Raw genomic sequence first — 20,771 nt, 5'->3', positions numbered from 1 at the left:
CTGGTGTCCCCGTTGTGGCCTAACCCTCGCGCAGCCCCGCCGGCAGAGTCAAACCGATCCGGGTGGCACCTGTCACGCCAAAGCATCGCTGCCTGCAAAATCAGCAGGTCTCTGCATGACGCCCCTGTCGGAGTTGGCAGCACCGACGATAAATTCCCCGTGTAGGATTGCCGATTGCTTATGGAAGGCCAGCTTCTGCTGAAATAGGCTGACGGCAAACGGGGGGGGCTCATCGGGTGAAATTCCACGAATTTGGCAGACGTATTACAGCCGGCGCTCTGGCGCTGATCCTGCCGGGCGCAGCCATGGCGCTGGACCAGGTGACGCTGCAACTGATGGGCCGTGACAACCCCGACCTGGCGGACAGCCTGCTGGCTACATCGGTGCTCGAAAGCCTTGAGACAGCGCCCGAAACGCTGCCCCGCGACGTCATCGCCGCTGCCCAGTCCGACTATACCCGACTTGTCGAAACACTGTATGCGCAGGGCTATTATTCCGCCGTCGTCAACATCCTTATCGACGGGCGGGAAGCTGCGCGGATCGATCCCTTCCGTGCCCCTGCACGCATCGGCGACGTGGTGATCCGGGTCGACGCAGGCCCGCTGTTCACGCTGGGTCAGGCCGAGATCGCACCGCTCGCCGGCGACAATCCGCCGGTCGAGGAATTCCGCACCGGCGCCCCGGCGCTGGCCACCGTGGTGCGTGACGCGGCACAGACCGCCGTATCGGACTGGGAGGACGGCGGCCATGCCAAGGCCCGCGTCTCGGACCAGAGGATCACCGCCCGTCACCCCAGCGCGCGGCTCGACGTGGCGATCGGCATCGCCCCCGGCCCCCGCGTCCGCTTTGGCGACACCGCCGTCACGGGCGACAGCGATGTGCGCGACCCGCGCGTGCGCCAGATTGCCGGGCTGCCGCAGGGCGAGGTCTATTCGCCGGCCGAGGTCGAAAAGGCCGCCAGCAGGTTGCGCCGCACCGGCACGTTCCGCTCGGTGGTGCTGACCGAGGCCGAAACCGTCAACTCCGACGGCACGCTGGATTTTGAAATCAACGTCATCGACCGCAAGCCGCGCCGGCTGGGCGCCGGGCTCGAGTTGTCGAACTATGATGGCCTGTCGGCGAATGCCTACTGGATTCACCGCAACCTGTTCGGCGGGGCCGAGCGCCTGCGCATCGACGCCGAGGTCAGCCAGATCGGGCTTGAGGTCGAAGGCATCGACTACGGCCTGTCGTTCCGCTTCGAAAAACCCGCCGTCTACGGACCCGACACCTCGTTCTATCTCGAAGGCGGGCTGAGTTACGAGGACGAGCCGGATTTCATCGAACGCACGGTGGAACTGTCCACCGGCGTCAGCCGCGAGTTCACCGACAACCTGACCGGTGAACTGGGCATTGGCGTCAGCTATTCCGAAATCACCGACCGCTTCGAAAAGCCCGAGACCTTCCGTGCGCTGCAACTGCTCACCCTGCCCGGGGCGCTGACCTACGACCGCCGCGACGACGAGTTGAACACAACCTCGGGCTATTACATCCGCGCCGAGGCAACGCCGTTCTACGAGACAATCGAGGGTCAGCCCGGCGCCCACCTGACGCTTGACGCCCGCGCCTACCGCGCCTTTGGCGAGGAGGAACGCTTCATCCTCGCCAACCGCCTGCAACTGGGCACGCTGGTGGGCCCGGACGCGTCGGATGCGCCGCCGGGCATGCTGTTCTATTCCGGCGGCGGCGGCACCGTGCGCGGCCAGCCGTTCCAGTCGCTCGACGCCACCTATGACGACGGCACCACGCTGGGCGGCAAGCTGTTCGCCGGCTGGTCCACCGAGGGCCGCTTCGGCGTCACCGACACCATCGGCGTGGTGGCTTTCGCTGACGCCGGTTACATCGCGCCCGACAGCTTCAGCTTCGACGAGGCCGAGATGCACGCCGGTGCCGGTCTGGGGTTGCGCTACAAGACACCCGTCGGCCCGATCCGCCTTGACGTCGCTGCCCCTGTGGCGGGCGATACCGGCGAAGGCGTGCAGGTCTACATCGGCATAGGACAGGCCTTCTGATGCGATTTCTTCTTTTTTGCTTGTTGCTGCTGACGCCCCTCGCGGCGCTGGCACAGGACGACGACAGCGACCGCGGCTTCATTCAGGGCATCCTCGAAGATGCCCTGTCGGCCCCGGGCCGCTCGGTGCGGCTGGAAGGGTTCGCCGGGGCGCTGTCGACCCGCGCCACCATCGACCGCATCGTCATCACCGACCCCGAGGGCGTCTGGCTGACCGCCAGTGACGTGGCGCTCGACTGGAACCGCAGCGCGCTGTTGCGCGGACGCGTCGAGATCGAGGAGATCTCGATCGGGCTGATCGAATTCCCCCGCCTGCCGCTGCCCGCAGAGACCGAGACCCCCGCGCCCGAAGCCACCGGCACCGCCTTCGCACTGCCGGACCTGCCGGTTTCCGTCGACATCGCCGAGATGCGCATCGACCGTGCGGTGATTGGCGCCACCGTCTTCGGCGAAGCCGCCGAGGTCAGCTTCACCGGTTCAGCGCAACTGGCGGGCGGCGCGGGCGAAGCGCAACTGGCCATCCAGCGGCTCGACAAGGATGGCGAGTTTACCGTCGACGGGGCCTATGACAACGGAAGCCGGGTGCTCGCGCTCGACCTCAACCTGATCGAGCCCGAGGACGGCATCGCCGTCAACCTGCTGGATATTCCCGGACGGCCATCGCTGGCGCTGACCGTGACCGGCGAGGACCCGATCGATGAATTTCAAGCCACCATCGAAATGTCGACCGAAGGCGAAGAGCGGCTGTCGGGCACCGTCACACTGATGTCCCTCGAAGAGGGCGCCAGCCGGTTTGCCGCCGACCTCAGCGGCGACATTGCGCCGGTATTCATTCCCGAGTTCGCGGAGTTCCTTGGCGATCAGGTCGAACTGGTGGCCGAGGGCGGCCGCGATCCCGACGGGGCGCTCAGCCTCGATCAACTGCGCTTGCGGGCGGCGGCGCTGGAGGTTACCGGCGAGGCTTATGTCGCCGCCGACGGCTGGCCAGAAAAGCTTGACCTAAAAGCCAGCATCACGCCGCCCAACGGCGAAAGCGTCGTGCTGCCGGTGCCCGGCGGCCAGACCTCGGTCGAGGGCGTCACGCTGGAGGCCGTCTTCGACTCCGCGGCCGGGGACACCTGGCAGGTGGTGGGCATCGCCAACGGCTTCGACCAGCCCGGCCTGAAGGTCGACACGGTCAACTTCTCCGGTTCGGGCGAAATCGCCCGCGACACCCGCAGCGTCACCGGCGCGCTAGAGCTCGTCGCCGCCGAGATCGCCCCCGCCGACGCGGCCTATGCCAAGGCCATCGGCCCACGTCTGCAAGGCGCGCTGCAATTCGACTGGTCGCTGGACGCTCCGCTGCGCCTGCGCGACATCGACTTTGCGGGCAAGGATTACGGCCTCACGGGCCGCGTCTCGGTCGCGGGACTGAGCGGCGACGCCCCGGTCACCGTGGTGCCCGAACTTCAGGTCGCGGCAGAGGATTTGTCGCGCTTCGCCGACCTCTCGGGCCTTCTGGGCCTGGCCGGTGCCGCCGACCTTGCTGTCAGCGGCAGTGTCGAGCCTGTGACCGGCGTCTTCGCGCTGGCACTCGACGGCAGCACCCGGGACCTGGCCACCGGCATCGCACAGGCCGACCCGCTGCTCGAGGGCGAAGGCACCCTGAACATCGAGATCACCCGCGACGAATCCGGCACCCGGATCGAACCCTTGCTGGTCCGCACCGATCACGCCCGGATCGAAGGCACCGCCGCGCTGGCCACCGGCGCCAGCACCATCGACATCGACGCCCGCGTAATTGAACTGTCGCGCGCCCTGCCCGGGCTCACCGGCCCGGCCGAGATCACCATCGACGCCACTCAGGACGGCGAGGTTTGGGACGTCACCGCCGATGCCGCCCTGCCCGGTCAGACCGCGGCCTCCTACCGAGGCACCGTCCTCCAGACCGCCGCCGACACGCCTGACGAGCCCGGCACCCTGCAACTCGACGGCACGCTCAACGCCCGCGTCGGCCAGCTTTCGGCGTGGTCGCAGGTGGCAGGACGCGACCTGTCGGGCGCGGCGCAGTTCACCGCCGAGGGCACCGCCGACCTGCTGGCGCTGACCTTCGACCTGACTGCCGAGGGCCGCACCCAGGATCCGGTCTTCGGCATCCCGCAGGCCGAGGCGCTGCTGACCGGCGACACCCGCTTCGTCTTTGATGGCGCCCGCGCCGCCGACGGCGCGATCACCCTGCGCCGCGTCGCCGTCGAGGGCGAGCAAGTCGATGCCGAGATCTCGGGCGTCGTGGCGCAGCAGACCGGCACGCTCGATTACATGGTCGCCATCCAGGACGTGGGCCGCGTTCTCGACACCCTCACCGGCCCCGCGACGCTGACCGGCCGCGCCCAGCGCGACGGCGACACCTGGACTGTTGACACCGAGGCCGAGCTGCCCGGCGGCACCGGCGCCAGCTTCGACGGCACCATCACCGGCGACGGCCAGGAAGAGCTGATCGTCGACGGGCTGCTGCAAGCCGACATCGCGCAGTTGTCGGCCTTTTCGACCCTCGCGGGCCGCGACCTCGGCGGCGCGGTCAGCCTTACCGCGCAGGGCCGGGTGGACGTGCTTAACCTGACCTTCGACCTCGACACCCAAGGCCGCGTCACCGACCCGCGCTTCGGTATCCCCGCGCTCCAGCCGCTGCTGCGCGGCACCACCACCTTCGATATCGACGCCGCCCGCGCCGCCGATGGCAGCGTCACCATCGATACCGCCGTGATCGACGGGCAGGTGCTTGACGCGACCGTGACCGGCGGCTTCGGTTTAGAGACCGGCAGCGTCACCTACGATGTCTCGCTCACCGACGCGGGCACCGTACTCGACGGGCTGAGCGGGCCGGCGAGCCTGACCGGCCGCGCCGAACGCAACGGTGACACATGGACCGTCGACACCACCGCAGACCTGCCCGGCGGCACCGGCGCCAGCTTCGACGGCACCGTGACCGGCGATGGCACCACGCAACTGGTGGCCGACGGGGTGTTGCAGGCGCAGGTCAACGACCTCTCGGCATTTTCCTCGATCGTGGGTCGCCCTCTCGGCGGCGCCTTCGACGTGACCGCGCAAGGCCGATTCGACCTGCTGAACATCACCTTCGACCTGCAAGCGAACGGCAGCGTCACCAGCCCGGTCTTCGGCGTGCCCGCGGTCGAGCCGCTCCTGCGCGGCACCGGCAGCTTCAATGTGAATGCCGCCCGCGATGCCAGCGGCGACATCACCATCCGCAACGCGGTGTTCGACGGGCCGAACCTCGACGCCACCATTTCCGGCAGCACCGGCCCCGGCGGCAACGACCTGACCTTCGACATCGGCATTCCCAACGTCGGCGTGCTGGTGCCCGACTTCCCCGGCCCGGCAAGCGTCACCGGCACCGCGACCCAACAGGGCGACAGCTATGTGATAAACGCCTCCGGCACCGGGCCGGGCGGCATCCAGGTTTCCGCCCGTGGCCGGGTTGCCGCCGACGGATCGCGGCTCGACATCTCGACTTCGGGCGTGGTGCCCCTGGCTCTGGCCAACCGGCAGCTTCAGGGACAGGCAATCACCGGGCTCGTCCGCTTCGACCTTGCCGTGAACGGCCCGCCGGCGCTGTCCTCGGTCTCTGGCCGGCTCAGCCTTGCCGATGCGCGGCTGTCGCTTCCTGCGCAGGGCATCACGCTGGATAACATCTCCGGCGGCGCCGATCTTGCCGGAAATACCGCGCGGCTCGATGTCTCGGCCAGTGTGTCCTCGGGCGGCCGGTTGCAGATCACCGGCCCGGTGGCGCTGGATGCGCCCTATACCGCCAACTTTGCCATCGACCTGCGCGACGTGATCCTGCGCGACGCGTCACTCTACGAGACGCGCTTGGCCGGGCGCGTCACCGTCACCGGGCCGCTCACTGGCGGCGCCGTCATCGGCGGAACCGTCAACCTGATCGAGGCCGAACTGCGCATCCCGAACCTCGGGCCGTCCTACTCGGCGCTCGACGGGCTGACCCACTTCCGCCCGCCCGCCGACGTGCAGCGCACCCTGCGCTTTGCCGGGCTCGAGCCGACCCCCTCGGCGCGCACTGCCTCCACCGGCCCGGCCTATCCGCTGGACCTGACGGTGAACGCGCCCAACCGCATCTTCGTGCGGGGCCGCGGGCTGGATGCCGAACTGGGCGGCCGACTGCGCCTGACCGGCACGACACAGGACATCGTGCCCATCGGCAGCTTCTCCTTGATCCGCGGGCGGCTGGACCTGCTCGGCCGGCGGCTGACGCTCACGCAAGGCGACGTGCAACTGCGCGGCTCGTTCAATCCGGTGATCTTCTTCGAGGCCACCACCGAGGTCGAGGACGTCCTCATCACGCTGCGGATCGAAGGCGAAGCCTCCTCGCCCGAGCTGACCGTCACCTCCAGCCCCGACTTGCCGCAGGACGAAGCGCTGTCGCTATTCCTCTTCGGGCGCGACGTAACCTCGATTTCGGCGCTTCAGGCGGTGCAATTGGCCGCGGCGATCCGCACGCTGTCGGGGCAAGGTGGGCTGGGCCTCACGGGGACTCTGCGCGAAGGTCTGGGCGTCGACGATCTCGACATCGGCACCGACGCCGAGGGCAATGCCGAAGCCCGGGTCGGCACCTATATCTCGGACAATATCTACACCGACGTGACCGTGAATTCCGAGGGCGAGAGCGAGATCAACCTGAACCTCGACCTGATCGACAACGTCACCGTGAGGGGCAGCGTTGCAAGTGATGGCGAAACCGGCATCGGCATCTTCTACGAACGCGACTACTGAGCCAAGGCAGTTCGCGGGAGACTCGCGATCCCCAAGCGCGATCTGGCACCTCTGTGCCAGCCACCATCGTGCAGGATGGGTGCTCGCTACCCATTCACCCGACCTCTCGCCTCACGCCGCCGCCTGCGCTAGAACGCACCGATGAACACCGCCTTCACACTCTCGCCGCAAAGCGCCCTGCTTACCCCCGACGCCGTCGGGCTCACGCCGCTTCTTCACGCGCTGCGCACCGGTGCTTCCATCCGCGCCTCCCAGTCCGCCACCCCGGTGTCACCTGAGATCACCACCGAACCCTGGCTGTTCTGCGAAACTTCCGGCAGCACCGGCACCCCAAAGACCATCCGCCGCCGCCCGTCCAGTTGGCAGGCCTCGTTCGAGATCACCCGGACCCACTTCGGCCTCGGTTCACATGACCGATATGCCACTCTCGGCAGCCTCGGTCATTCGCTCACCCTCTACGCCGCGCTCGAATCGCTCCACCTCGGCGCCGACCTTGCATTGCTGCATTCACAAAGCCCGAAACAGCAGGCCGGTGCCCTTACCGACCTTGGGATCACCACCCTCTACGCCACCCCGTCCCAGATTCACCTGCTGACCCTCGGCACCGCATCACCGATCGACAGTCTGCGGCACATCTTCTCCGGTGGCGGCAAGCTGCAACCCGATCTGCATGCCCGCCTCGCCCGGGTTTTCCCTGCCGCGGACATTTGCGAATTCTATGGCACGAGCGAAACCAGCTTCATCACCATGAGCGACGCCGACACGCCGCAGGGGTCTGTCGGCCGCCCCTACCCGGACGTCGAACTCCGCCTCTCAGACACAGGCGAGGTGCTTGTCCGCAGTCCCTATCTCTTCGACGGCTACGACGAAGGTCCGGCCCACTCAGCGCGGGCATGGGTAGCCACTGGGGAAATTGGCCACGTCGATGCCTCCGGCTTCCTCTTCCTGCGAGGTCGCGCCAACCGCAGGGTCACCGTCGCGGACCACAACGTCTTTCCCGACGAGATCGAGCGCCTGCTTGCCACGCGGCCTGACGTCACCGCCTGCGCCGTGGTGGCGACGCCCGACCCCGTGCGCGGCCACCGGCTGACCTGCTTCCTCACCGGCACCGCTAGCGAGCCTGACCTGCGTCGCGCCTGCCGCGCGGCCCTCGGCCCGCAGGCCGTGCCCCACCGCTTCGTGCGGTTGAAATGCCTGCCCATGCTGCCCGCCGGAAAGCCCGACTTGCAGGCCCTTCAGCACCTGCAGGACGCCCTGTCGTGAGCTTCATCACGGCCGCCCGCCGCAGCCCCGTGGCCCCGCGTGACGGCGCCTTGTCCGCCCTCGACCTGCATGACCTCGCCGCCCCGGTGATCCGCGCCGTTCTAACCGACGCCGGGCTCACCCCGGATCACGTGGACGAGGTCATCGTCTCCAATGCCCTCGGCGCAGGCGGCAACCCGGCGCGCTCCATCGCTCTCGCCGCTGGCCTGCCGGAACGCGTGGCCGGCCTGACGCTCGACCGCCAATGCGCCGGCGGTCTCGACGCGCTGTTGCTGGCCGATGCCCTGATCCGCTCGGGTCAGCACGATGTCGTCATCGCCGGCGGCGCCGAGAGCTATTCCCGTCGCCCCCTCCGCCTGCGCACATCTGCGGACGGCACGCCGCCCAGGCCGTACGACCAAGCCCGGTTCACGCCCTGGCCCGACCGCGACCCCGACATGGCCGAAGCCGCCAACCGCCTGGCCCGCGATCTGAACATCGACCGCGCCGCCCAGGACGCATGGGCGATCCAGAGCCACGCCAAGGCACGTGCCTGCCCGGCGGCGCTGCTGACGGCCGAGATGGTGAAGTTCAATGGCCTCGCGCGCGACCCCTTTACCCGCGATCTGAGCGAGCGCCATTGCCGCAAGGCCCCGACCGTCCACGGCAACATCACCGCCGCCAACATGGCCGTCGCCGCCGATGGCGCCGCCTTCGTCGTCATGGTTTCGCCCCGGATCGCAGCCCGATCGACGGGCCACACGGTGCAACTGGTCGCCGGCAGGACCCTCGGCGGCATTCCGGACCTTCCCGGCCTCGCCCCCGTCGCCGCGATCAAGGCCATCCTCACGCCGGAGAGGCGCAAGTCCCTCGTCACCGCCGAGATAATGGAGGCCTTCGCCGTGCAGGCCATCGCCTGCACGCAGGGCGCACACCTGCCGCCCGGGATCGTCAACCGCCACGGCGGCGCCCTGTCACGCGGTCACCCGGTCGGTGCGTCCGGTGCGATCCTCGCCGTGCGACTGTTCCACCAGCTGCAGCACACCCCCGGCACCGGGCTCGCGGCCATCGCCGCCGCCGGCGGGCTCGGCACCGCCCTTCTTCTCGAAAGTGCTTGATCGATCACGGGATCAGGCCTGAACCTCAACCGATTACGCCCGCGCCAAGCTTCACCAATCGGTCGCCGCGCGACACCCGTCCATCCCGCACCACCAGACACAACACCCCGCGCAGCCGCAAGGGCCGGGTATCGCGGCGATTGATCCACGCAAGGCTCTCCATGCCGTACCGGTCGCGCCACTTGGCGCAGCCCGCGTTGCGCTTGTCAGACACCTCGAGAACCGCCGTCCCGGCCTGAAGCCGCGTTCCCACCGGCAGATTGTCCTCGCCCAGGTCCATGTCGACGACAATGGGGTCGCCGGGATGCGGCGCACCGTCCCTGTCCCGCCAGCACAGGTCCATGACCCTCTGCGACAGGATCGAAACCTGGATGCGCGGATCCGGGCTGCCGTCGGGCCGCCGCAGCCAGGCGGCCTCAGCCCAGCGCTCCCCGGCGATTCCGCCGGCAACGCTCAGGTCGAGGTAATCCGGAAAGCGCCGCGCGCCATAATCCGGCCGGAAACACAGTTGTTCGATCACCGCGCCGTCTTTCGGCGCGGCGCGGATGTGATCCAGCGCCGCGTCGCACTCGGCCGTGGTCACAAAGCCCATGGCTTAGACCGGGCGCGACAGCAGGCTTGCGGGCCGCGCCTTTGCCAGCGCAGCAGTAAGCATCCCGGCGATCACCGCTTTCACCGCGTCGCCCACGATGAAGGCCGACACCAGCGCGGTGGCTTCGGGGATCGTCCGCTCAAGCACGATCGCCATACCGACGATGCCGAACACATACATCACCACGATCCCGCCCAGCACCGAGGCGACACTTGCCACCACGACCAGCGGCGCACTGCGCCAGCGCTCGACGATGAAACCGGTCACGAATGCGGCCACCGGCCAGCCCACCAGGAACCCGGCCGACGGCGACACGAAGAGCCCAAGCCCGCCGCGCCCGCCCGACAACAGCGGCAGCCCGATCGCCACCAGCAGCAGGAACAGCAGCACCGCCAGCGCACCCCGACGGGCGCCAAGCACGGTGCCACAGAGCATCACGCCCAGACTCTGTGCGGTGATCGGCACGCCGAAGGCCAGCGTCAGCTTCGGGATCAGTCCCAGCACGGCGATCAGCGCCGCGAAAAGCGCGATCATCACTACATTTCTTTCCATCGTCCTCAGTCCTTTGTGGGAATCAGTCCGCCGCGCGCGCGCAGCGCGTCGGCAATATGGTCGGCATCGTCCAGCGCCAGCAGGGTGAACGGCAGCACGATCCGCCAGGTCGGCCGCCGCCGCGCCCGTGCCCGCCAAGCCTGCGCCAGGTCCGAGCCCTTGGTCAACATTACCGGCGTCATCCGGATCACCAGCGCGATTGCGATCTCCAGCGCCCGCGTGTTCAGCCCCAGCCAGCGCAGCGGCGCGCTCAGCCGGTGCACCACCACGACCATGTCGGACAGACGCGTCGTCATCGTCACCAGATTGGCCAGCGCCACGGCCGAGACCAGACGCAGCGCCACCTCGGCGCCAAGCGCCGGCGTGCCGTCGATGGCGTGAAACACCGCCACAACCAGCAGGAACGGCCACAGCACCCGAAGCCGCGCCAGCCCGGCCTTCAGGAACACCCGCCCCGGCATGGCGTAAAGCGCCAGCACCGCGGCCAAGATCCCCGCATGCACCAAAACGCCCTCGATGAAGAACAGCCCCACCGTCGCCACGCACAGCCCGGCCAGCTTCGCGCCGGCCGGCCAGTCATGCGCCCGGGTTCTAACCGGCGAGTTCAGCGATATCATCGGCCTCTCCCAGCTCGGTCATCCGGGTGACATAGGAAGCCAGCACCGTGCCTGCTGCTCCGATTTCGCGCACCCGGCCCTGATCCAGCCAGAGCACCTGATCGTACCCGGCAATATCGGCGGGATCATGGGTTATGTGGATCATGTTGCCCGCATAGTGATCGAGATAGCGGATCAACTGCGCCCGGGTCGGAATGTCCAGCCCCGCGAAAGGTTCATCCAGGATCAGCAGCTTGGGGCCCATTGCCGCAATGGCCATCAGGCAGACCAGATGCTTCTGTCCCTGGCTCAGCGTGTTGACATAGGCAGTTTCCCAATGCGCCTTGCCGAAGCGCGCCAGCGTGGCGCGGGCGCTGTCTTCGGCCTCGGACCGCGCGTGGCCCTGCTGGATCAGCCCAAAGGCGATTTCTTCGACCACCGTCGGAAAGATGATCTGATGATCGGGGTTCTGGAACAGGATTCCGACCAGTCCCAGCGCCGCCTTGCGATCACGCGCCACCTGCACCCCGTCAAGATGGACGGTCCCGTGATCCGGCACCACCAGCCCCGCCAGCAGCCGCGCCAGCGTCGTCTTGCCCGAGCCGTTGCGTCCCACGACACCCAGCCGTGTCACATCGAGGTTCAAGTTCAGCCCGGTCAGAACGGTACGCGTCTCACGGGAATAGCTGACATCGCTCAGCGCCAATCGACTGGGCGATCGTGCGGCGGCCAAGGTCTCCAAGCGCATTTCCTTCATCGGGCTCGCGCCCTCTCAACTGGCATCCTGTTGCGGCAAAGGCATTTCAGATGCAGCCGCAGAATGCAAGCTGGAGGAGAGGCCGTTTCGACCTCGGTCGCAGCCGCTGGCCCTCTCTCGATTACCTTAAAAAGGGTGTTCATGGATGGTCCTGCGACCCGCTACAGAATAGGCCCCACCGTCACCACCACGTTGTTCCAGACCCGCCGCAGATGCGGCCAGCGCTGTACCTCTTCAAGCGCGATGCGGTCCGATTTGGGCAGATAGCTCTCCTGCCGCGCCCGGATGGCGCGCGTCATCTCGTCATCCTGCATCAGGATGTTGTTCTCATAGTTCAGGTCGAAGCTCCGCAGATCGAGGTTCGACGACCCGATCAGACTGATGCAGCCGTCGATGGTCAGCGTCTTCGCGTGCAACAGCCCTTCGCGATACTCATGGATCTCGCAGCCCGCTTCCAGCAACCGTCCGTAATAACTGTGGCTGGCTGCCGCGACGAACCAACTGTCGTTCTTGCGCGGGAATATCAGCACCACCCGCACCCCGCGCTGCGCCGCCGCACAGAGCGCCTCGAACACCGTCATGTCCGGCACGAAATAGGGCGTGGTCAGGATCAGTTCATCCCGCGCGCAGCCAATCAACAGCGAAAACATCTGCGGTGTCGCGCCGCGCCGCTCGGTCGGACCGTCGCCCACCACCTGCGCCGGGAACCCTCCGGCGATTTCCTCGGCCGGCAGCGGCAGGCCCTCCAGCACGTTGCCGGTGGCCTGCATCCAGTCGCTGGCGAACAGCAACTGGTTCTGGTTCACCACCGGCCCTTCGAAACGCGCCATCACGTCCACCCAAGGCGCGTAGCGCGCCTTGATGCGAAACTCCGGGTCGGCGGAATTCTGGCTGCCGCAATATGTCACCCGCCCGTCGATGACCGTGATCTTGCGGTGGTTGCGCAGGTCGATGCGGCTGGTCAGCATGGTCCGAATCGGGTTGGACAACGGAAAGGCCACCGCGAGGTCGACCCCGGCTTCCTTCATCTGGTTCCAGAGCGGCCCCTTGATCATCAGCCGCGATCCCAACCCGTCGGCGATCGCCCGGCAGGTCACGCCGCGTTCGGCCGCCCGCATCAGGGCCCTGCCGATGGCACGCCCAGTGTAATCCTCCAGCCAGATATAGAACAGCACGTGCACGTGCTCCTCGGCGGCGTCGATATCAGCCACCAGACGGTCAAGGAAATCCTCCGCATCTGCCAGCAGTTCCGCCTTGTTGCCCGCCACAGGGTAGAAGCCGTTTATGCTGGCGGCATAACCGAAAGCCGGCTGGAACTCGCGCCGGATCAGCCGGTTCACATCGTCGGCCGCGCCCATGTAATCCGCAGCCCGGGTGCGGATCCGCTCGAAAATCTCCTCATGCCGCTTGCGCGCCCGATGCCCCAGGTCAATCTCGCCGAAGAGGAAATAGGCTATTGCGCCCACGAAGGGCAGCACCAGCAGCGTGATGAACCATGCCAGCCGCGCCGGGGGCGACAGGTCCTCGCGCAGGAGGATGCGCACGGTAAAGGACAAGACCGCCAACCCGTTCGCCACCAGAAGCAGGGTGACGATCATGCCGTGCTCCCGATCTCGACGTCCACTACCACCGGCAGATGGTCCGACGCCCGCACCGCCAATGCCGAGGTGTGCACGCAGGAGGCTACAGGCGTCACAGAGCCGCAAAGAATGAACTTGTCCAGCGGCGCAACCGGCACCGAGGCATGAAACGTGGGCCCAGGCTCGATCACCTGTCCGAGATCCTCTACGTGGTCCGTCCCGCGCCGCCATTCGTTGAAGTCGCCGCCGATTACCACCGGGTGTCCGCTGGCGCGAGCATAGGCGTCAAGCACCGCCAGTTGCTTGCGCCTCATTGCAGAATTGAGACCAAGGTGCACGCCGATCACCTCGATCCGCGGTTCCTCGACCACCACCGAAACCGCCCCCCGCGGCTCTACCGAAGGCAGATCGATCCGGTTGGACGAAGCGATCCCGAGGTTTTCGCGCACGAGGATCACGTTGCCGTGCCAGCCGTGGCTTGCCGGCCGGATCGACACATCCGCCAAACGGTACCCCAGCGCGTCCAACTGATCTTGCGGCAAGACGCCGGCTCGGTGCCCGACACGCTTGTCCGCTTCCTGAAGCAGCACCACCTCGGCGCCGATCTCCTCGAGCACGGCCAAGATCCGCCCCGGATCGCGCCGCCAATCCAGCCCCACTGCCTTCCTGATATTGTAACTGGCGATCCGCACGTTTCCGGCCCCGTATTGGCAGGCTCTCATGGCCTCGTGTGCCACATAGTGCACAGCCCTCTGCGCGCCACAACCCGCTGAGCCAAAACGCAAAGCGCTGCCTCTCTGCACCGCGCGCAGCATGCCGGGCCGTGGCGCGCGAAGGAGGCACTTCAAAATGAAAACGCCCACCCCGAGGGGCAGGCGTTCTTTGATTTCAGAAGGCGTCGAAGCCTCAGCCGCCCCAGATGTAGACAGCGGCGAACAGGAACAGCCAGACCACGTCAACGAAGTGCCAGTACCAGGCCGCTGCCTCGAAACCGATGTGTTTCTCCGGCGTGAAGTGGCCCTGCATCAGCCGCAGCAGGCAGACGAACAGGAAGATCGTACCGATGATCACGTGCGCGCCGTGAAAGCCCGTCGCCATGAAGAAGCTGGCACCATAGATGTTGCCCGAGAAGCCAAAGGCCGCGTGGGAATACTCATAGGCCTGGAAGAAAGTGAAGATCACACCCAGAACGATGGCGATGATCAAGCCCCACTTGGTGTCCTCGCGGTTGTTTTCGTGCACCAGCGCGTGGTGCGCCCAGGTGGCCGCCGCGCCCGAGCACAGCAGGATCAGCGTGTTGATCAGCGGCAGGTGCCAGGGATCGAAGGTCTCGATGCCTGCGGGCGGCCAGACACCGTCCAGCGCGGGCGACAGACCGTCGGGGTGCATCGGATAGATCGCGTGCTTGAAGAAGGTCCAGAACCAGGCCGCGAAGAACATCACTTCGGACATGATGAACAGGATGAAGCCGTAGCGCAGACCGATCCGCACCACCGGGGTGTGATCGCCGGCCTTGCTTTCGGCCACGACCTCGGACCACCAGGCGAACATGACGTAAAGCACGCCGACCAGCCCGATCAGGAACATCCACGGGCCGTTGTCGTGGAACCAGAGCACGGCGCCGAACAGCATGAAGAAGCCGGCGACGGCCCCTAGGAACGGCCAGATCGAGGGGTTCAGGATATGATAGTCGTGGTTTTTCACATGGGCCATTTTTGGTCTCTTCCCTCGTGCAAAAGGCTCAGTTCGTTTGTGTTTTTTCCGGTGCCGCGTCAAGCGTGGCGGTCTCCGGCAGGTCGATTTCGTAGAAGGTATAGGACAGCGTGATATGCTTGGTGTACTTGGCGTCGCGGTCTTCGGCAATCTCCGGATCGACGTAGAAGGTCACCGGCATCTCGACCCGCTCGCCCGGCATCAGCACCTGTTCGGTGAAGCAGAAGCAGTCGATCTTGGTGAAGAACGCCCCGGCATCGTAGGGTGCGACGTTGTAACTGGCCTGCCCTGCGACAGGGCGATCGGTGGGGTTGTAGGCCTCGTAGAAGGCCAGCCCGGTTTCGCCCAGACGAATGGTCATCTCGGGCTGCTTGGGCTTGAACTCCCACGGCATGCCGCGTTCGAGCGAAGCGTCGAAGCGGACCTTGATGGTCTTCTCGAGGATCACGTCGCTGCCCGATTGCGCCGTCTGGGTGACGCCGCCGAAGCCCGTCACCCGGCAGAACCAGTCGTAGAACGGCACCGAGGCCCAGGCCAGCGCGCCCATCACCACCACGACCGACACCAGTTGGATCACTGTTTTTTTCGGACCGGTCACTGGCTGACCTCCGATGCAGGCACCTGAAAGCCCTCCGAGGTGATCTTGACGTAGGTCAGCCCGAAGATGATGGCGATCAAAGCGCCCAGCAGCAGCCCGACGCCGATGTTTCGGCCCTTGCGACGCTGGTGCATCTCGTGTTCGCGGCGGAAGTTCACAGCAGACCTCCGAGGCTCATGCCAAGGCCGAAGCGGTCCAGCCCGGCTTCGGCGAGGATCGCGCCGAAGTGCAGGAAGAGGTAAAGCAGCGACAGCTTGAAGAAGCGGCGTTCCACCGCGAAGTTGTCGGCCTCCGAGGCAGCCTCGTCCCGGCGCCAGATGTCATAGGCACCCTTGAGGAACAGCGCGTTCAGCACCACGGCAACGGTCAGGTAGACCGGTCCGCCCGCACCGGTGAAGGAGATGGCCAGCGCCAGCACCGCGAGAAGCGCGGTGTAGGCCAGGATATGTGCACGGGTGGACTTGCGGCCATGGGTCACGGTCAACATCGGCACGCGTGCGACGTCATAGTCCGACCGCATGAACAGCGCCAGCGCCCAGAAATGCGGCGGGGTCCACATGAAGGTCAGGCAGAACATCAGCACCGATTCGACCGAGACGCCGCCGGTTGCCGCCGCCCAGCCGATCATCGGCGGGAAGGCACCTGCGGCGCCGCCGATGACGATGTTCTGAGGCGTCCAGCGCTTCAGCCACATGGTATAGATGACGACGTAGAAGAAGATGGTGAAGGCCAGCAGTCCGGCCGCGACCCAGTTGGTCGCCAGCCCCAGCAGCACCACCGAGAAACCCGAAAGCGCCACACCGATGGCCAGCGCCTCTTCGGGTGCCACCTTGCCGGCGGGAATAGGCCGGCGCTGGGTGCGTTTCATCACCGCATCGATGTCGGCGTCCCACCACATGTTCAACGCGCCCGAGGCACCGCCGCCCACCGCGATGAAGAGCACGGCGCAGAAGCCCACGAAGGGATGCACCGCCACCGGCGCGGCCAGAAGGCCCACGAAGGCCGTGAACACCACAAGCGTCATGACGCGTGGCTTGAGCAGGGCGAAGTAATCGCCGAACTGGGCCTCGTGCTCTGCGCTGGCTGTGTTGATGCTGGCGTCGGTCATTTGCGTCTCCGGGGTGCCGGGCTGAAGCCCGGCCTACGGCAGGATGGTCAGGCCGGGTTTCAGCCCGGCCCTGTCTGTCTTACTTGGCCGAGGCCACGTCGTAGGGCTGCGGCAGTCCGGCGTATTCCTCGACCGCCTGGGCGATCCATGCCTCGTAGGCCTCCTGGCTGACGACCTTGACGGTGATCGGCATGTAGGCGTGATCCTTGCCGCAAAGCTCGGAACACTGGCCGAAGTAGACGCCCTCACGCTCGGCATTGAACCACAGTTCGGCCAGACGGCCCGGAACGCCGTCCTGTTTCACGCCGAAGGCTGGAATGGTCCACGAATGGATCACGTCGGCGCCGGTCACCTGCATCACCACGGTGGTGCCCACCGGCACGACGACGGCGGTGTCGGTGGCCAGCAGGTAAAGATCGTCGCTGTAGCCCGCGTCGGCCAGACCCTCGCGGCCCAGCATGAAGCTGTCATAGGCGATCACGCCCGGCTCCACGCCCTCAACGCCGGTGTCGACATATTCATAGCCCCAGTACCACTGGTAGCCGGTGGCCTTGATGACGACCTCGCCTTCGGGGATTTCCTGCTGGTTGAACAGCACCGGCAGCGAAAACGCCCCGATCAGCACAAGAATGCCGATCGGCACGATGGTCCAGGCGACCTCGATCGGGGTGTGGTGGGTGAAGCTGCGCGGCGTCGGGTTCGACTTGCGATTGAACCGCACGAAGGCAAAGACCATGAGCCCCGCCACGAACAGGCAGATGATGGTAATGATCCACAGCAGCATGCCGTCCAGCCAGTGAATATCGGCCGCGAGCGATGTCACGGCAGGCTGGAAGCCGATGCCGCCCGGGGTCGGCTTGCCGATCACCTCGAGATCCTGCGCCAGGACGGGCGCGGCGACAAGCGAGGCGGCAACGCCGGTGAACAGTGATTTTAGTTGCATCATTTACACCCTGGTCGGTTCATGCGGTTCTGTCTGCGGGGGGCGGCCCTGCGGGATGGGTCGAATCCATTCCCGCGCCGCCCATTGTAACGCAGGCGTTTAAAATCATATTCTGTGTACGAGATAAAGCGCCGTGGCCGCGTCAAAGAGCCGCTTTTTGAACCGCATCAACGATTCCGAGGCTTCCCCCATGGCAGACAGCCCCTTCCGCCCGTTCCAGACATCTATCGACAAGGACCGAGCGCTCGCGCTGGTGCAGGAGGCCACGGCGGGCGCCGACGACGGCGAACTGTTCCTCGAACGGCGCCGCTCGGAGGTGCTGCATTTCGACGATGGCCGCGTGAAAACAGCAAGTTACGATGCGTCCGAGGGCTTTGGCCTGCGCGCGGTCCGCGGTGAGGTGGCAGGCTATGCCCACGCCACCGAGATCAGCGAGAGCGCGCTGAAACGTGCGGTCGAGACGGCCAGGCTGGCCGTGGGCGACGGGGGCGGCACGCTGGCCGACGGGCCGCAGGCCACCAACCGCAGGCTCTATACGGACGATGACCCCATCGCCGGCGCGGAATTCCCCGTCAAGATCGAGACATTGCGCGAGATCGACGCCTTTGCCCGCGATCTGGACAGGCGCGTCGTGCAGGTCTCGGCCACCATCATGGCCTCGCTTCAGGAGGTGGAGATCCTGCGTCCCGACGGGCTGCATGTCACCGACGTGCGGCCGATGGCGCGGGTCAATGTGTCGGTGATCGTGGAAAAGGACGGGAGACGCGAAAGCGGAACGGCAGGTGGCGGCGGCCGCGTCGGGCTGGACGGTCTGCTCGATCCCGCCGACTGGCAGGACAAGGCGCGCGAGGCCCTGCGCATCGCGCTGGTCAACCTCGATGCCGTGCCGGCGCCTGCCGGTGTGATGGACATCGTGCTTGGCCCGGGCTGGCCGGGGATCCTGCTGCACGAGGCCATCGGCCACGGTCTAGAGGGTGACTTCAACCGCAAGGGCTCGTCCGCTTTCGCCGGGCTGATGGGCAAGCAGGTCGCGGCGAAGGGGGTCACCGTGCTGGACGACGGCACCCTGCCCGACCGGCGCGGATCGCTGTCGGTGGATGACGAGGGCACGCCCTCTGGCCGCAACGTGCTGATCGAGGACGGCATCCTCACCGGATTCATGCAGGACCGCCAGAACGCCCGGCTGATGGGTGTCGCGCCCACCGGCAACGGGCGACGCGAGAGCTTTCAGCACATTCCCATGCCGCGGATGACCAACACCTACATGCTGGGCGGCGATACCGATCCTTCGGAAATTGTCGCCGGGCTGGAAGATGGCATCTGGGCGGTGGGCTTCGGCGGCGGTCAGGTCGACATCACCAACGGCAAGTTCGTGTTCTCCTGCACCGAGGCCTACCGCGTCCGCAATGGCAAGGTCGGCGAACCGGTCAAGGGCGCTACGCTGATCGGCGACGGGCCCTCGGCCCTGATGCGCATTCAGGCACTGGGCAACGACATGGCGCTTGACCCGGGGCTGGGCAATTGCGGCAAAGCCGGGCAATGGGTTCCGGTGGGCGTCGGCCAGCCCACGGTGCGCATCGGCGGGCTGACGGTGGGCGGCGCCGCGGCCTGATCTCCGGCCAGACCCTGGCGGCGGGTGCGTGACACCCGCCTGCCCCATGGCCAGCTTCCAAATTGCTTGCGTCGCTCCGGTATCTTGCCGGTTCGGAAGAAGTTGAATGAATTGGTTTACCCGCTGTTAACCAGCCACATTGTAGATATGATTCTGCAAGCAGGCGGGGTCTGGATGGCTGACGACACAAAATCTTCCACTCACCCCCTACTCCCACCCACCTCGGAAGACGTCCGGTTGGACTGGCTCCGTCTCTTGCGTTCCCGACGCGTCGGGATATCCACCTTTTACCGGGTCATGGCTGAACATGGCTCCGCCGCAGCCGCGCTGCAGGCCCTGCCGGGCATCGCGCAGGACGCCGGCATCGACAAGTACACGCCCTGCACACATGAAACGGCTTATGCCGAATACAGCGCCGGGCGGAAGCTGGGCGCGCGTCTGGTGTGCCGGGGCGAGTCCGATTATCCATCGGACCTCGCCGATATCTCCGACGCGCCACCGTTGCTCTGGGTGCGTGGTGACACGGCCCTTCTGTCACGCCCGATGATCGCGCTGGTCGGGGCGCGCAATGCCTCATCACTGGGCACCCGCATGGCACGTGCTTTGGCGCGGGGCCTTGCGGAAGAAGGCTTCGCAATCGTCTCCGGCATGGCACGCGGGGTTGATACGGCCGCTCATCTGGCGGCGCTCGACACCGGCACCGTCGCGGTCTTCGGCGGCGGGGTCGATGTTTTTTATCCGTCCGAGAACACCAAGCTGGCCGAGGATATCACCGCCCGCGGATTGGTGCTGTCGGAACAGCGCATTGGCCTGACGCCGCAGGCCCGGCACTTCCCGCTGCGCAATCGAATCATCTCGGGCCTGGCACGCGCCGTCGTGGTGGTTGAAGCCGCGGCGAAATCCGGCAGCCTGATCACCGCGCGTAACGCACTTGACCAGGGCCGCGAAGTTCTTGCTGTGCCCGGTCACCCCTTCGATGCCCGGGCGAGCGGATGCAACATGCTGATTCGCGATGGTGCCCACCTTGTGCGCCGTGCCGAAGACGTGATTGAAGCGCTGTCGCCGGTCGAGCCGGGAAAAGCACAACCCGATCTGCCCCTGTTGCCCGATCCTCCATCGCAAAAGCGATCGTTGCGGGACACCGCGGCGCTGCATACGGAGATACTGTCGCGGCTCGCGCCTTCTCCGGTGTCGGAAGACCAACTGATCCGCGATCTCGACGGCAATTCGCGCGAAGTCGCGGCGCAGCTTACCGATCTCGAATTGTCGGGCAAGATCACGCGCCATGCGGGCGGCCTTGTCTCGTTGTCGTCGTAAGGCCCGCCTCTCGATCGGACGAAGCCGAGCACTACCCGTTCCCCGGAACCTTCACGCCGCCCGTCATGACAGCTGATGTCGCGGCTTGGGTCCTGCCGGCGACCTGCCCCTCGCCGATCGTGCCGAAGACGGCGACAGTGCATGACGACTGCCCTCGGACAAAGCTGATCGCCGGTTGATGGCCTTGCGACCCGGCTGGACCCTCCAC

At 66.5% G+C, this 20,771-nt stretch carries 17 protein-coding genes; 6 read left to right on the top strand and 11 right to left on the bottom strand.

The window, feature by feature from the left end; all coding sequences use genetic code 11:
- Positions 1–236: 236 nt before the first annotated feature.
- The 4 genes from AC04PT_RS09940 (at position 237) to AC04PT_RS09925 (ending at position 9,195) form a co-directional block, all read left to right on the top strand.
- Positions 237–2,051: an autotransporter assembly complex protein TamA gene (locus AC04PT_RS09940; protein WP_482873511.1), complete on the top strand. Its 1,815-nt coding sequence runs from the start codon at positions 237–239 to the stop codon at positions 2,049–2,051.
- On the top strand, positions 2,051–6,835 hold the full coding sequence (locus tag AC04PT_RS09935; protein WP_482873509.1) for a translocation/assembly module TamB domain-containing protein: 4,785 nt from the start codon (positions 2,051–2,053) through the stop codon (positions 6,833–6,835). Before AC04PT_RS09940 ends, AC04PT_RS09935 begins: the two co-directional genes overlap by 1 nt.
- A gap of 141 nt (positions 6,836–6,976) precedes the next feature.
- A complete protein-coding gene (locus tag AC04PT_RS09930; RefSeq protein WP_482873507.1) occupies positions 6,977–8,098 on the top strand; it encodes an AMP-binding protein in 1,122 nt (373 codons plus the stop codon).
- Positions 8,095–9,195 (top strand): acetyl-CoA C-acyltransferase, encoded by a 1,101-nt coding sequence (locus AC04PT_RS09925; RefSeq protein ID WP_482873505.1) that lies wholly within the window; start codon positions 8,095–8,097, stop codon positions 9,193–9,195. Before AC04PT_RS09930 ends, AC04PT_RS09925 begins: the two co-directional genes overlap by 4 nt.
- A gap of 25 nt (positions 9,196–9,220) precedes the next feature.
- Here AC04PT_RS09925 and AC04PT_RS09920 read toward each other — a convergent pair whose 3' ends face one another.
- From AC04PT_RS09920 to coxB, 11 genes are all read right to left on the bottom strand, one after another.
- Positions 9,221–9,787, bottom strand: coding sequence for an MOSC domain-containing protein (locus tag AC04PT_RS09920; protein WP_482873503.1), 567 nt, complete (start codon positions 9,785–9,787; stop codon positions 9,221–9,223).
- A gap of 3 nt (positions 9,788–9,790) precedes the next feature.
- A complete protein-coding gene (locus AC04PT_RS09915) occupies positions 9,791–10,339 on the bottom strand; it encodes a biotin transporter BioY (protein WP_482873501.1) in 549 nt (182 codons plus the stop codon).
- 5 nt (positions 10,340–10,344) lie between these two features.
- Positions 10,345–10,956, bottom strand: coding sequence for a CbiQ family ECF transporter T component (locus AC04PT_RS09910; RefSeq protein WP_482873499.1), 612 nt, complete (start codon positions 10,954–10,956; stop codon positions 10,345–10,347).
- Entirely contained in the window at positions 10,931–11,683 is a 753-nt protein-coding gene (locus tag AC04PT_RS09905; RefSeq protein ID WP_482873557.1) for an energy-coupling factor ABC transporter ATP-binding protein, read from the bottom strand. Before AC04PT_RS09905 ends, AC04PT_RS09910 begins: the two co-directional genes overlap by 26 nt.
- A gap of 170 nt (positions 11,684–11,853) precedes the next feature.
- Positions 11,854–13,290 (bottom strand): cardiolipin synthase, encoded by a 1,437-nt coding sequence (gene cls, locus AC04PT_RS09900; protein WP_482873497.1) that lies wholly within the window; start codon positions 13,288–13,290, stop codon positions 11,854–11,856.
- The gene (locus tag AC04PT_RS09895) at positions 13,287–13,964 is read right to left on the bottom strand and encodes an endonuclease/exonuclease/phosphatase family protein (RefSeq protein WP_482873496.1); all 678 of its coding nucleotides are present in this window, start codon (positions 13,962–13,964) and stop codon (positions 13,287–13,289) included. The genes cls and AC04PT_RS09895 overlap by 4 nt, the downstream gene beginning before the upstream one ends.
- A gap of 214 nt (positions 13,965–14,178) precedes the next feature.
- Complete coding sequence (locus AC04PT_RS09890) at positions 14,179–14,985, bottom strand: cytochrome c oxidase subunit 3 (RefSeq protein WP_482873494.1); 807 nt, start codon at positions 14,983–14,985, stop codon at positions 14,179–14,181.
- A 28-nt stretch (positions 14,986–15,013) separates the two neighbouring features.
- On the bottom strand, positions 15,014–15,583 hold the full coding sequence (locus tag AC04PT_RS09885) for a cytochrome c oxidase assembly protein (protein ID WP_482873492.1): 570 nt from the start codon (positions 15,581–15,583) through the stop codon (positions 15,014–15,016).
- The gene (locus tag AC04PT_RS09880; RefSeq protein WP_482873490.1) at positions 15,580–15,741 is read right to left on the bottom strand and encodes a cytochrome C oxidase assembly protein; all 162 of its coding nucleotides are present in this window, start codon (positions 15,739–15,741) and stop codon (positions 15,580–15,582) included. Before AC04PT_RS09880 ends, AC04PT_RS09885 begins: the two co-directional genes overlap by 4 nt.
- Positions 15,738–16,691, bottom strand: a complete 954-nt coding sequence (gene cyoE, locus AC04PT_RS09875) for a heme o synthase (protein ID WP_482873488.1) — start codon at positions 16,689–16,691, stop codon at positions 15,738–15,740. Before cyoE ends, AC04PT_RS09880 begins: the two co-directional genes overlap by 4 nt.
- Before the next feature lie 79 nt (positions 16,692–16,770).
- Positions 16,771–17,634: a cytochrome c oxidase subunit II gene (gene coxB / locus AC04PT_RS09870; protein WP_482873486.1), complete on the bottom strand. Its 864-nt coding sequence runs from the start codon at positions 17,632–17,634 to the stop codon at positions 16,771–16,773.
- A 190-nt stretch (positions 17,635–17,824) separates the two neighbouring features.
- Between coxB and tldD the strand changes: the two genes are divergently transcribed.
- Together tldD and dprA are read left to right on the top strand one after the other, a co-directional pair.
- A complete protein-coding gene (gene tldD, locus AC04PT_RS09865) occupies positions 17,825–19,246 on the top strand; it encodes a metalloprotease TldD (protein WP_482873484.1) in 1,422 nt (473 codons plus the stop codon).
- Between the two features lie 174 nt (positions 19,247–19,420).
- Positions 19,421–20,563, top strand: a complete 1,143-nt coding sequence (gene dprA / locus AC04PT_RS09860) for a DNA-processing protein DprA (RefSeq protein ID WP_482873556.1) — start codon at positions 19,421–19,423, stop codon at positions 20,561–20,563.
- The last annotated feature ends 208 nt before the right edge of the window (positions 20,564–20,771 follow it).

It is taken from the genome of Litorisediminivivens sp. KMU-197, assembly GCF_056858395.1.
The sequence above is the reverse complement of the archived record's forward strand: the minus strand, read 5'-3'. Positions and strand labels throughout refer to the sequence as shown.

What these genes read in the sequence shown, in the direction of transcription:
- cyoE (WP_482873488.1), bottom strand. Translation starts at nt 16,691, where the DNA reads ATGACCGACGCCAGCATCAACACAGCCAGCGCAGAGCACGAGGCCCAG.
- AC04PT_RS09915 (WP_482873501.1), bottom strand. Translation starts at nt 10,339, where the DNA reads ATGGAAAGAAATGTAGTGATGATCGCGCTTTTCGCGGCGCTGATCGCC.
- cls (WP_482873497.1), bottom strand. Translation starts at nt 13,290, where the DNA reads ATGATCGTCACCCTGCTTCTGGTGGCGAACGGGTTGGCGGTCTTGTCC.
- AC04PT_RS09910 (WP_482873499.1), bottom strand. Translation starts at nt 10,956, where the DNA reads ATGATATCGCTGAACTCGCCGGTTAGAACCCGGGCGCATGACTGGCCG.
- AC04PT_RS09920 (WP_482873503.1), bottom strand. Translation starts at nt 9,787, where the DNA reads ATGGGCTTTGTGACCACGGCCGAGTGCGACGCGGCGCTGGATCACATC.
- coxB (WP_482873486.1), bottom strand. Translation starts at nt 17,634, where the DNA reads ATGCAACTAAAATCACTGTTCACCGGCGTTGCCGCCTCGCTTGTCGCC.
- AC04PT_RS09890 (WP_482873494.1), bottom strand. Translation starts at nt 14,985, where the DNA reads ATGGCCCATGTGAAAAACCACGACTATCATATCCTGAACCCCTCGATC.
- AC04PT_RS09930 (WP_482873507.1), top strand. Translation starts at nt 6,977, where the DNA reads ATGAACACCGCCTTCACACTCTCGCCGCAAAGCGCCCTGCTTACCCCC.
- tldD (WP_482873484.1), top strand. Translation starts at nt 17,825, where the DNA reads ATGGCAGACAGCCCCTTCCGCCCGTTCCAGACATCTATCGACAAGGAC.
- dprA (WP_482873556.1), top strand. Translation starts at nt 19,421, where the DNA reads ATGGCTGACGACACAAAATCTTCCACTCACCCCCTACTCCCACCCACC.
- AC04PT_RS09935 (WP_482873509.1), top strand. Translation starts at nt 2,051, where the DNA reads ATGCGATTTCTTCTTTTTTGCTTGTTGCTGCTGACGCCCCTCGCGGCG.
- AC04PT_RS09905 (WP_482873557.1), bottom strand. Translation starts at nt 11,683, where the DNA reads ATGCGCTTGGAGACCTTGGCCGCCGCACGATCGCCCAGTCGATTGGCG.